The sequence below is a fragment of the Anoxybacteroides tepidamans genome, assembly GCF_014201465.1.
GTDB lineage: Bacteria > Bacillota > Bacilli > Bacillales > Anoxybacillaceae > Anoxybacteroides > Anoxybacteroides tepidamans.
Window position 1 is genome coordinate 59,398 of sequence record NZ_JACHEP010000015.1, and the last position, 12,755, is coordinate 72,152.

Below are 12,755 nucleotides of genomic sequence, written 5' to 3' on the forward strand. Positions count from 1 at the left end.
CGTAATGGAAAAACTGGAAACGAACGTGAAAATCAATGACCAGTTTTGGAAACGATATATGGATGTTGTGCGGAATGAGGTTATTCCTTACCAATGGGAAGCACTAAATGACCGCGTTCCTGATGCAGAGCCAAGCCATGCCATTGAAAACTTTCGCATTGCCGCGGGGGAATCAGATGGAGAGTTTTATGGAATGGTATTTCAAGACAGCGATGTGGCTAAATGGCTCGAAGCGGTGGCGTATCTGTTGGAAACGAATCGCGATCCGGAATTGGAAAGAATCGCGGATGAGGTGATTGAGCTGTTAGGCCGGGCACAACAGTCAGACGGCTACCTCAATACGTATTATACCGTCAAGGAGCCAGGCAAACGCTGGACAAACTTAAGAGATAACCATGAGTTGTATTGTGCCGGCCATCTGATTGAGGCAGCTGTTGCTTATTTTAAGGCAACGGGTAAACGGCGCTTTTTAGATATTATGTGCAAATATGCCGATTATATTGATACGGTATTTGGCAAAGGAGAACATCAGATTCCTGGGTATGATGGGCATCAAGAAATTGAGTTGGCTCTTTTGAAGCTTTATGAGGTTACAGGAAATGAGAAATATTTAAAACTGAGCCAATATTTTATTGATGAGCGTGGAAAACAGCCGCATTATTTTGATACCGAGAAAAAAGCAAGAGGGGAGACACAACCGTTTTGGTTTAATAACGACTATCGTTACCATCAAGCGCATGTTCCGATAAGGGAACAGAAACAAGCCGTTGGGCACGCGGTTCGAGCGCTGTATATGTATACGGCGATGGCCGACCTTGCCGCAAAAACCGGAGACGAATCGTTGAAGGAAGTTTGCCAAACATTATGGGAAAATGTGACGAAACGGCAAATGTATATCACAGGTGGTGTCGGTTCGAGCGTCTTTGGGGAATCCTTTACCTTTGATTTTGATTTGCCTAATGATACGGTGTATGCGGAGACATGTGCTTCGATTGCCTTAGTGTTTTGGGCTCGCCGGATGTTGGAGCTGGAGATGGACGGAAAGTATGCAGATGTCATGGAACGAGCGCTATATAATGGCACTATTAGCGGTATGGATTTGGATGGCAAGAAGTTCTTTTATGTCAATCCGCTCGAAGTGTGGCCAAAGGCATGTGAACGCCATGATAAGCGCCATGTCAAACCGGTACGGCAAAAATGGTTTAGCTGCGCTTGTTGTCCGCCGAATTTGGCACGGTTAATTGCGTCCATCGGCCATTATATTTATTCGCAAAAACCAAACACGCTTTTTGTCCATCTGTACGTCGGCAGCGAAATCCACACGGAAATCGATGGGCGGATGGTCGAAGTATCGCAAACGACGAATTACCCTTGGGATGGGGCTGTTCAGTTGACGATTTCTCCAGAATCAGATTGTGAATTTACCCTTGGATTGCGTGTTCCCGGATGGTGCAGGAGGGTTGAACTAAAGATTAACGGCGAAAAGGTGGACATGGTTCCGTTGGTTGAAAAGGGATACGCTTATATCAAACGGATATGGAGAAAAGGGGACCAAGTGGAGCTGTTTTTCCCGATGCCAATCGAACGAATCAAGGCGCATCCTCAAGTGCGCGCTAATGTTGGAAAAGTCGCGTTGCAACGCGGGCCGATCGTTTATTGTTTGGAAGAGATCGATAACGGGTCGAATTTGCCGAATATTTTCCTTCCGCGTGATGTAGAACTTCAAGCGTATTTTGATCCCGAGTTGCTCGGTGGTGTGGTCGTGATTACCGGTTCGGCTGAGCGAGTGGATGAGTCAGCATGGGACGGAGAACTGTATAAGCCGGTGGAAGCTCCAACCTATGCGGTTACTTTTAAAGCGATTCCTTACTATGCTTGGTGCAATAGGGAAAGTGGGGAAATGATTGTATGGATGAATGAAAAATAAAATAGTTTAAACTGTGATAGTGTGTAATATAGATAACAGTTTTTTGTTTCAAAAATCTATTGCATGGTACTATATAAATACAACTGGGAGGTTTAACTTATGGCTGACGAAAAAGTAGACTCCCTATTTTTTCGACTGTCGGAGGCAAGTCTGTGACTTGCCTTCGTCACGCCTTCGCGTGACAGATGACCGAACAACCAACCGCTTCACAGACAAATGCATTTGTCTGGAAGCGGTGTTGTTCGGTCATCCGACAGTCGAAACATCCCGATTACTCCATAAAAGACGAAAACGTTAAAGTTCCAAATTGCATTTATATACTGCTGTTTTTCTTAGATGTTTGAACATATTAAGATACAGAGTTTAAAAGTTTGTTTTCTGTACAAACTAAGTAAAAATTGCTATAATCAAAGTGACGGATGGTTTTTAGAAAATTCCAAACGAAATGGATAATGAAAAGGCTGGTCTAATGATAGTGGATCAGCCTCTGTTCATTCATGAAAAAGGAGAGTGAATGGGTTGGGGACAAAAGTTCGCTGGGGAATTTTAAGCACGGCTGCTATTGCTAGGAAAACACTGATTCCTGCGATTCAGCGGGCAGAAAATGCGGAAGTCGTAGCAATCGCAAGCGGTAGCGGGAAGGCGCATGAAGCGGCTCAGCAGCTAGGGATACCGACAGCTTATAACAATTATGAAGACTTGCTTGCCGACCCTAACATTGATGCTGTATATATTCCGCTTCCCAATCATATGCATATGGAATGGACGATGAAAGCAGCGGAACATAAAAAACATGTCCTTTGCGAAAAACCGGCTGCATTATGTGAAGATGATGTACGAAACATGGTAGAGGCTTGCAGAGAAAATGGTGTCGTTTGGATGGAAGCGTTTATGTACCAATTCCACCCGCAGCATCAACGGGTAAAAGAAATTCTTGCATCCGGAGAGATAGGAGCCGTAAAAAGCATGCGGGCAAGTTTTTCCTTTTACCTTGCCGAGCGAGAAAATAACATTCGAATGGATGCCAAATTAGGTGGAGGAAGTTTATTCGATGTAGGTTGCTATTGTGTTCATTCCATTCGCTATTTACTAGAAACAAACCCAGTTGTTTTATCTGCCCATTCTACGTACGATGAACAGTATGGGGTGGATATGACGACAAGTGGATGGATGCGAATGGAAAATGGTGTTCATGCTTTATTTGACTGCAGCTTTGATATGTTTGCCCGCAACGAATATGAAATTATCGGAACGAATGGGAAAATTATCGTTCCGCGGGCGTACCGTCCTGACGTGCAACAAGGCAACGGCTTAATCATCATCCAAACAGACGATGGAAAAACACGGGAAGAAGTAGTTAACGGCGACCAGTACCGTCTACAGGTGGAGCACTTTTCGCAATGTATCCTCGCTGGGACAAAGCCAAGTTATTCGGACGATGCGATCATCCAGCAAGCGAAAGTGTTAGATGCGTGCCGCGTGTCAGCGGAAACAGGAAAAGTGGTCGAGTTAACCGTTTAAGCAACGCGCGAAGAAAGGGAAGAAAGGTAGGAAGAGGGATGAGAATTGTACAGGAACAATGGACGGAAGTAGATGGCCGTCCGATTATCGCCTATACCTTTACGAACGATAACGCAATGGAAGTGACGTGTGTAAATTACGGGTGTATTATTACGAAAATATTAGTTCCTGATAAAAATGGAAATTATGAAAATATTGTGCTAGCATTCGATGATTTTTCTTCCTATTTGACCAACAGCCCGTATCTCGGTGCAGTAATCGGAAGAGTGGCGGGAAGGATAAAAAATGCCTCTTTTGAATTAAACGGAAAAACATATACGCTATACAAAAATGAAAACGGCAACCATTTACATGGCGGCAAAAAAGGATTTCATCATGCCATTTGGCAAGGAGCGGGATTTTCCAAAAAAGATGAGGTGGGCGTCCAATTTTCGTATACAAGCCCCGATGGGGAAGAAGGTTATCCGGGCAACGTAGACGTTCAAGTAACGTACGCGTTAAACAATCAAAATGAATTGACGATTTCTTATCGGGCTACTTCTGACCAAGACACGCCGCTCACGTTAACGAACCATACGTATTTTAATTTGAACGGCAATTTAAAAAGCGATATTTTACACCATCGCTTAAAAATCAAGAGCCATCAGTTTTTAGAGCTGGACAACGAGTTTATTCCGACCGGTGTGCTTTTAGATGTGGCGAATACGCCTTTTGATTTGCGCGAAGGAAAAACGATTAAAGAAGGCGTTGAAGCAAACCATCCGCAAATCGCCTTAGTCGGGCAAGGATATGATCATCCGTTTTTGTTAAATACCCATCATGACGAAGAAATTGTGTTGTTCGAACCGGAAAGCGGGCGAACGTTGACAGTCGAAACGGATGAAGTCGGGGTAGTGGTATACACCGGAAACCAACTTCCGGATGGAATGGATATTGGTGGAGTGCCATCACGGAAATATTTAGGAATTTGCCTAGAAACACAAGGGTTGCCGGATGCTATCCATCATCCGCATTTTCCTTCCTGTATATTGCATGCAGGAGAAACGTATTCATCGGTCACTAAATATAAGTTTAGTGTGACAAGCAAAAAATAAATAGAAATGGAGGAAAAAGCAATGAATTATCGTCGTTTAGGAAACACAGAACTAGAAGTGAGTGAAGTAAGTTTCGGGACGTGGGCGATTGGCGGCTCTTGGGGACAAACGGATGACAGAGAAGCGTTAAAAGGATTGCAGCGAGCGATTGATGCTGGCGTCAATTTTTTCGATACGGCAGATGTATACGGAGATGGCCATAGTGAAGAGCTTTTAGCAAAAGCGACAAAAGGAAAAGAGGACGAAATTTATATCGCCACGAAATTTTGTCGGGCGGGGGATATTCACGATTTTCGCACATACTCCGAGGAAAAAGTGCGGGAATATTGTGAAGGAAGTTTAAAGCGTTTGCAACGCGAGCGCATCGATTTATATCAAATCCACTGCCCGCCGTTTGAAGTGTTAAAAGACGGCCGGGTGTTTGAAGTGTTGGATAAGCTGCAACAAGAAGGAAAGATTCGCTATTATGGTGTGAGCGTCGAAACAGTGGAAGAAGGGCTGTTTTGTCTAACGAATCCGAACGTGAAAGCGTTGCAAGTCATCTTTAACATTTTCCGCCAAAAACCGTTAGAACAATTGCTTCCGCAAGCAAAAGCACAAGGTGTCGGGATATTGGCACGACTGCCGCTGGCAAGCGGATTATTGACTGGAAAATTTAAAAAAGATACAAAATTCGCGGAAAATGATCATCGCCACTTTAATCGAGACGGGCAACACTTCAACGTTGGCGAAACGTTCGCTGGGCTTGAGTTTCATAAAGGGGTAGAGCTTAGCGAACAGCTAAAGTGGATCGCAGACGGCAGAGGCAATATGACAAGAGCCGCATTGCGCTGGATTTTAGATCATGACTCCGTTACATGCGTCATCCCTGGCTTTAAAACGGTACAGCAAGTCGAAGACAACTTGCAAGCGCTCAACGTCCCGTCCTTTAGCGAAGAAGAAAAGGAACGGTTAACAGAGTTTTATAAAAATGAAGTCCATCCGTTTATTCGCGGGGCGTATTAAAATAAAATAGGAAAAGGCATCCAGCTCGTTTGGATGCCTTTTTACAGAAACACCTCCACCTTTTCCCCTTTTTTCAGGAAATCTTCGATGACAAAAAAAGAAATTCCTAATGCCGTTGAATAAAGCGATAATTTAGAAAAATGAATGTTTAAATTCGCACGGTGAAACGGTAAGGTGTGTGATGCGATGACTTGCTGAATTGCTGGTTCGATCCATTGCTTAGCCATCGATAGACGATTGCCGATGATCACTTGTTGCGGGTTAAAGGTATTGACTAAATTATTGATCCCGATTCCTAAATAGCGGCCGATGCGATGGAATAGCTGAACGACTTCTTGATACTGTTTTTCTGCCAAGTCTAACAAAGTTTCCAAAGAAACGGTTTCTTCGGTTGCGAAAAGAGATTGCGCTCCTTCAAGAAGAGCCTGCTCGGAAGCGTACAATTCCCAGCAGCCGATACTTCCGCAACGGCAAGGCGGACCGTCGACTTCGATCGTCATATGGCCGCTTTCCCCAGAAAAACCGCTTGTTCCTCTGTACAGTTCACCGTTCAGCACTAAACCGACTCCTATTCCAATTCCAGCGCTCACATAGATGATGTTACGGAACTCTTGTCCAGCGCCAAGCCGCTTTTCTCCATAAGCCCCGGCGTTTGCTTCATTATCAATGATCACCGGAACATGAAAAGCCGCCTCGATTTCCTGCTTTAGTGGAACATCTTTCCATGATAAATTTGGCGCAAATAGTACTGTACCAGCTTTATCGACAATTCCCGGCACACCAATTCCGATGCCGATTAAGCCATATCGGCTGTCTGGCATATGGCTTAATAAATCGTGGATCGTTTCTTTGATGAGAGCGAGGACGGCTTGGTACTCTTTGTTGTGAAAAGTGACGCGTTTTTCTTGAACGACGTTTCCTTGAAGATCCGTTAGTACTCCAAGAATATAGTGAACGCCTAAATCAATCCCGATGGAATATCCGGCTTTTTCGTTAAATAACAATAAAACAGGCCGCCGGCCGCCGCTCGATTCTCCTTGACCGATTTCATACACAAGTTCTTCATCGATTAATTCTTTGACCAAGGAAGAAACCGTACCTTTATTTAATCCAGACCGTTGCGCCACATCTGCCCGCGACAAAGGCCCTTGGCTTTTAATCATATCAAGAACGAGCGACTTATTAATTTTTTTGATTAAGTGTGGATTTCCAGTTACTCGTGTCAAATTCATCACCCTGTTTATCAATGTATCATAATTATTTAAAAAATTCTAGCTTACTTTGTTTGTTTTCTAGACAAACAAAACGCTACAACCTATAATTTTAAATAAATAAACAGAAGGTTGTCTATGTCAAAAACTGCGAGGTGCTTTCTTTGTGCTGACGAAAAAGTTAAATCGGTTCAATACACTTCGTAATCAAATTTTAACGGTTTTTTTGTTTGTAATGACAGTCGTTTTATTGTTTGTAGGAGTGACAACTTTCCACGTTGTTTCCACCCTGTTGAAAAATAATGCCGAAGAACAAATCGAACAGACAGTTACACAAGCCAACGGAAGATTGGAAGCGCTTTATAAACAACTCGATGGACTAACGAATCAAATTACGACCAATATGTATGTGCAACAAATGCTTCTCAAAGAAGTAAACGGCGATTACCTTGGATTTCGTGAACGACAAAACTTGCAACAGCTTGTAAACTCATTTCAAACATACTCCGATGGAATCCAATCATTTGAACTTTACACGAGCAATTACAAAAGGGTCTTTCCGCTAGATGAAATAGACTTAGTAAACCGTTTAGGAATCCATTGGGTAAAACAAGCGGAGGAAGCGAAAGGAAAAATGGTGTGGATCGGCCGTGATCCAAAATCGCCACATTTTTTTGTAGTGCTTCGGCAAATTCGCCTAATGGATCGCTGGTTTTCGCCTGGCGGATACTTGCTCGTTCGCATTAACCCAGAGTATTTTCAATTCACTGATTTTATTACTTCCAAAACAAAAAAACAAGGGTATATGTTAGTGGCGGACCGCGACTTAACCCCGATCTTTTCCAATTTCGTTGGCGATAGCAAAGAAATTTTACATGCGCAGCAACGAACGGTTCAACAAAACGGAGAGGAGTATATCGTTGTAAAACAAACGTCCCCTTTAACAGGTTGGGTGCTGATGATAGTGACACCGGTATCTGCGTTGACAGACGGGGTTGCTATTTTAAAAAATACGATCCTTTTTTCAGGTGCAATCGGTTTTCTTATCTTTTTTATCTTCTCTTTATTTCTTTCAACAATGGTCACCCAACCAATTTTAAAGTTGACAAAAGCGATGCAACGGGGAAAAGACGGCGAATTAAGACCGAGTCCGCCAATATCATCAACGGTTGAAATTAATGAATTGAACGATACGTACAACGCATTAGTCGAAAATATTAACCATTTAATTCAAGTCGTTTATGAAAAAGAATTAGTGCGCAGCCGAGCAGAATTAAAAGCGTTGCAGGCACAAATCAATCCGCATTTCCTTTTTAATACATTGGACGCTCTTTATTGGTCGCTTGTGGAAAAAGAGGAAGAGGAACTAGCGCAAGTAGTACTTAATATGTCTGAACTGTTTCGCTATACCGTAAGCAACTCCAAGCAAGACGAATGGGTCACGCTTTACGAAGAAATCGAACATATTCGCCGGTATATGGAAATTATGAAGCTTAGATGGGGGGACCGCCTTTTATGGAATATTGTCATACCAGCGTCTTGTTTCGATATCCGCATCCCTAAATTATTAATTCAGCCACTCGTTGAAAACGCAGTTTTGCATGGGATTGGAAACAAAACAGATCTAGGAATTGTATGGGTAACCGTAGAGGATTGCCACGAATCTTCTGATATAGTCATAAAAGTAGCCGATGATGGGTACGGAATGGATGAGCAAACGAAGGAAAAAGTGAACGAACTGCTTAACAACAAAGAGGTTTCATCAGCTAAAGGAAGCGGAATGGCGCTTGTGAATGTCAATAAACGGCTACAGCTCTATTATGGAGAAGAACGGAAATTAGTTATTCACAGTGAGTTAGGCCAAGGGACGGTTGTTTTACTAAAAATCCCGAAGAGTGGTGAGGAATGATGATCGATCTTAAAACTATTTTGGTCGTTGATGATGAACCAAAAACAAGAACCGGCTTAAAAAAAACGTTGGATACATGGGCGTTAGGAAAATATGAGATTCTTTGCGCGGCGAGCGGGGATGAAGCAATCACCATTCTAGACGAAAGGCAAATACACGTATTGTTAACGGATATCCGTATGCCCCAAATTACAGGCTTGAAGCTGATTCGCTCGTTAAAGGAGAAAAAGCAAAAACCAGTTGTCATTATTATATCGGCTTATTCTGAGTTTGAATATGCGCAAGAGGCGATTGCGTTAGGTGTAGTTAACTATCTTGTGAAACCGGTAGATAAACAAAAATTGATTGAAGCGGTTGAACAGGCAATGAAAGTGTTAAAAGATCGGGAAAAAGCGGAAATGTTAGCGGAAATGTTCGACATGCAAATTGTGGCGATGAAAGACAATGTACGGTCTACTCCAATCAAGGAAGCGCTCAAGTTTATTCATGAAAATTTGCACGAGCCGTTTAGTTTGCGTGACGTCTCAAAAAGGGTGCATTTAAACGCCAGTTATTTCAGCGTGTTATTTAAAGAAGAAACGAATATGACGTTTAGTGAATACGTGACAAGGTGCAGGTTGCAAAAAGCGAAAAGCTTGCTAGTGACAACTGATTTATCGATTGAAGAAATTGCAGAAGCGGTAGGGTACCAAACGGCCAAATATTTCATCAAGCTATTCAAAGAGTTTGCAGGTGTCACTCCCCATCGGTTTCGAAAACACCACCTAAAAAAAGTAGAATTTTAAACAATCACTGTTACCTTATTTCTCCAAATGCCGGTGCTATAATTTGAATGAAAGATGGTTCAAAGGGGGAGTTGAATTTGTTTAAGAAAGCGTATTCATTGCTGTGCATCGCCGTTTTAGTAGTTGCGCTTGCGTTAACGGGGTGCTCTAGTTCAACAAAAGAAGGAGCGTCATCAGAAACCGGAAGCAAAGACAAAAAAGTAACGATTACATTTATGCATCTTTGGACAGCGGGAAGCTCGAAGCAGCACAACATGATTGTCAATGATATTATTAAAGAATTTGAAAAACAAAATCCAAACGTTACAGTGAAACAAGAAATTTTAGAAAACGAACAGTATAAAAACAAGTTAAAAGTATTAGCTGCTTCTAACGAACTTCCTGATGTAGGCATGACTTGGGCAGCAGGATTTTTAGAGCCTTATGTAAAAGGAAATTTGTTTGCACCTCTGGATGATGTTTTAGATTCTGGACTCAAAGATCAATTTGTATCGGGCACAACCGAGGCTTACGCAGTTAACAATAAAACGTATGCGCTTCCATTAGAGTTGAACATTACGCCAGTTTACTACAATAAAGAAATTTTTGGAAAATATCATTTAGATGTGCCTAAAACGTATGAAGATTTTAAAAATGTTGTCCAAACGCTTGTGAAAAATGGAGTCGCACCGATTGCGTTAGGAAACAAAGATCGTTGGACTGGATCAATGTGGTATATGTACTTGGCTGACCGGATCGGCGGCGCTGATACATTAAAAAATGCAATTAACGGAAGCGGCACGTTTGAAGATCCGAGTTTAATTAAAGCAGCTGAAGAGATTCAAAATTTAGTAAAAATGAAAGCGTTTATTAAAGGGTTTAACGGCTTATCTAACGATGAAGCAAAAGCAGAATTTACGAATGAAAAAGCAGCGATGTATTTAATGGGAACATGGGATTTGCCGCAATTTACTACGAATGAAGACATTCCAAAAGAATTTAGAAATAAAGTCGGTTTCTTTAAATTTCCGGTCGTGGAAGGTGGAAAAGGAAATATAGACAGTTGGGTTGGTGGACCGGGCGTCGGATTGTTTGTGTCAGAGAATTCAAAAGCGAAGGAAGAAGCGAAAAAATTTGTGAAGTTTTTCATTGAAAAATGGGGAGAGCAGTCTGTGACAAAAGCAGGCGTAATCCCAGCAACGAAGGTGGATACTTCGAACATCAACTTGCCACAAATGTATATTGATGTATTGAATGAGCTAAATAAAGCAAGCAATATCACTCTATTTGCTGATGTACAAATGAACCCGGAAGCTGCGCAAACGCACTTGAATTTAATTCAGTCGTTATTTGGTGAAGGTGTAACACCGAAAGACTTTGCTAAACAGCATCAAGAAGTGCTGTCCAAAACGCAATGAAAGTAAAACGATGACAAAAAGGGCATATTTGAAATATGTCCTTTTTGTCCAATACGAAAGGGGTAGACAGCATGAATAAAATGATGTCCGACAAGAGAGTAATTACTTTGTACATATTGCCGTCTTTGCTGCTGATCATGATTCTAGTCTACATTCCAATTGTGATGACAGGCTATTATAGCCTAATGAAATGGGATGGCATAGGCAGTATGAAATTTATCGCATTAGATAACTACCAAGAATTAATAAAAGATACTATGTTTTGGAAAAGTGTATATCATTCATTTTTGTTAGCTGTTTTTTCTGTTATTAGTCTAGCAGGCTATTTAATCATTTCATTAGTGCTTTCAGGGAAAATAAAAGGAGCTAATTTATTAAGAAAGATTTACTTAATTCCGATGCTATTGTCTTCGGTTGCGATTGCTCAACTTTGGTTAAGGATTTATCATCCATCTAACGGGATGCTTAACCATTTTCTCATGTTTCTCGGGATGGAAGATCCGCCGAACTGGTTGGCTGACCCTTCGATTGCATTGTACGCCATCTTTGTTCCGATTATTTGGCAATATGCAGGCTTTTATATATTGATTTATTACGCCGCTTTAAAAAATATTCCATCATCTATCATTGAAGCAGCGATTATTGATGGGGCAAATCCTTGGCAACTTGCCTATAAAATTAAGCTCCCATTAATTGCAGGAGTGATTAAAGTAACAATTGTGCTTGCGGTGGTTGGTTCGTTAAAGTATTTTGATTTAATTTATGTTATGACAGGCGGTGGACCAAACGGAGCAAGTGAAGTAATCGCCTCCTATATGTACCAAAAAGCGTTTCGTAGTTTTAACTTTGGATACGGAAGTACGATAGCTTTTGCTTTGTTACTTCTTTGTGTTATTGCTACATGGGTGATTAGAAAATTTACCCATTCAGACGAGGAAATACAGTATTAAGGGGGAGAACGATGAAACAGATAGGTAGAAGTATTTTTTACGGAATATTAATCATTTTAGCAGCATTGCAGCTTCTTCCGCTCGTTTGGCTATTATTCTTTTCATTGAAAAACAATCAAGAAGTGTTCAACACCCCATTGTTTTCCTTGCCGTCTCCACCGCGCTGGGAAAACTACGTAAAAGTATGGGTGGAAGGGGATATTGGCCGCTATTTTTTTAATAGTGTATGGATTACCACCGTGTCTGTCCTATTCACTGTATTACTAGCGAGCTTTGCAACGTTTGCGATTACTCGAATGAACTGGAAACTAAAGCATATTGTGCTTGGATTATTTATGGTTGGTCTGATGATTCCTGTTCATTCTACGTTGATTCCGTTATTTAGCTTTTTTATGAAAGTAAAACTCATCGATCACCCGCTATCGATTATTTTGACGAATATCGGGTTCAACTTGCCGATTACCATTATGGTTTTGCTTGGTTTCTACCAGTCGTTACCACGTGAACTGGAAGAATCCGCTGTGATGGATGGCTGTTCGGTGCATCGCATGTTTTTCCGCATTATTTTGCCGATGACGACACCAGTCATGGTAACGACAACGATTATTAATATGATTTATAACTGGAACGAGTTTGTATTTGTGAATACATTTATTAGCTCAGATGAATTTAAAACATTGACAGTCGGAATTCAAAATTTCATCGGTCAATATACGACCGATTGGGGCGCGATTGGTGCAACGTTAATGATAAGCGTCTTGCCGATTTTGCTTGTATTCTTTTTCCTCAGCGACAAAATTGTCGAAGGAATCACCGCTGGGGCAATTAAAGGATAAAACAAATACGGGGAGAGGAGCATGGCCATGCCGAAAAATATGTTTTTTAACGCCCATCATTCACCTGTTGGCGCATTTGCAAGCTTTACGTTAGGATTTCCGGGAAAAAGCGGAGGGTTG

General features: G+C 41.6%; 10 protein-coding genes. 9 read left to right on the plus strand and 1 reads right to left on the minus strand.

The features are described from left to right. The first annotated feature begins 4 nt into the window (after positions 1–4). The 4 genes from HNQ34_RS12255 (at position 5) to HNQ34_RS12270 (ending at position 5,547) form a co-directional block, all read left to right on the plus strand. Positions 5–1,927, plus strand: a complete 1,923-nt coding sequence (locus tag HNQ34_RS12255) for a glycoside hydrolase family 127 protein (protein WP_183254952.1) — start codon at positions 5–7, stop codon at positions 1,925–1,927. Between the two features lie 519 nt (positions 1,928–2,446). Further along, positions 2,447–3,448: a Gfo/Idh/MocA family protein gene (locus HNQ34_RS12260; protein WP_183254954.1), complete on the plus strand. Its 1,002-nt coding sequence runs from the start codon at positions 2,447–2,449 to the stop codon at positions 3,446–3,448. Positions 3,449–3,486: 38 nt separating this feature from the next. Beyond that, a complete protein-coding gene (locus tag HNQ34_RS12265; RefSeq protein WP_183254957.1) occupies positions 3,487–4,542 on the plus strand; it encodes an aldose epimerase family protein in 1,056 nt (351 codons plus the stop codon). Positions 4,543–4,563: 21 nt separating this feature from the next. Next, the gene (locus HNQ34_RS12270; RefSeq protein ID WP_183254959.1) at positions 4,564–5,547 is read left to right on the plus strand and encodes an aldo/keto reductase; all 984 of its coding nucleotides are present in this window, start codon (positions 4,564–4,566) and stop codon (positions 5,545–5,547) included. A 41-nt stretch (positions 5,548–5,588) separates the two neighbouring features. Here HNQ34_RS12270 and HNQ34_RS12275 read toward each other — a convergent pair whose 3' ends face one another. Beyond that, positions 5,589–6,773 carry an ROK family transcriptional regulator gene (locus tag HNQ34_RS12275; RefSeq protein ID WP_183254960.1) on the minus strand — a complete coding sequence of 395 codons (1,185 nt, stop codon included), beginning with the start codon at positions 6,771–6,773 and terminating at the stop codon, positions 5,589–5,591. 151 nt (positions 6,774–6,924) lie between these two features. Between HNQ34_RS12275 and HNQ34_RS12280 the strand changes: the two genes are divergently transcribed. From HNQ34_RS12280 to HNQ34_RS12300, 5 genes are all read left to right on the plus strand, one after another. Further along, positions 6,925–8,667: a cache domain-containing sensor histidine kinase gene (locus tag HNQ34_RS12280; protein WP_312856129.1), complete on the plus strand. Its 1,743-nt coding sequence runs from the start codon at positions 6,925–6,927 to the stop codon at positions 8,665–8,667. After that, a complete protein-coding gene (locus HNQ34_RS12285) occupies positions 8,667–9,452 on the plus strand; it encodes a response regulator transcription factor (protein ID WP_183254962.1) in 786 nt (261 codons plus the stop codon). Before HNQ34_RS12280 ends, HNQ34_RS12285 begins: the two co-directional genes overlap by 1 nt. A 77-nt stretch (positions 9,453–9,529) precedes the next feature. Then, positions 9,530–10,849 carry an extracellular solute-binding protein gene (locus tag HNQ34_RS12290; protein ID WP_183254964.1) on the plus strand — a complete coding sequence of 440 codons (1,320 nt, stop codon included), beginning with the start codon at positions 9,530–9,532 and terminating at the stop codon, positions 10,847–10,849. 71 nt (positions 10,850–10,920) lie between these two features. Continuing rightward, positions 10,921–11,799, plus strand: coding sequence for a carbohydrate ABC transporter permease (locus tag HNQ34_RS12295; RefSeq protein ID WP_183254965.1), 879 nt, complete (start codon positions 10,921–10,923; stop codon positions 11,797–11,799). Between the two features lie 11 nt (positions 11,800–11,810). Further along, positions 11,811–12,635: a carbohydrate ABC transporter permease gene (locus tag HNQ34_RS12300; RefSeq protein ID WP_183254967.1), complete on the plus strand. Its 825-nt coding sequence runs from the start codon at positions 11,811–11,813 to the stop codon at positions 12,633–12,635. Positions 12,636–12,755 lie beyond the last annotated feature (120 nt).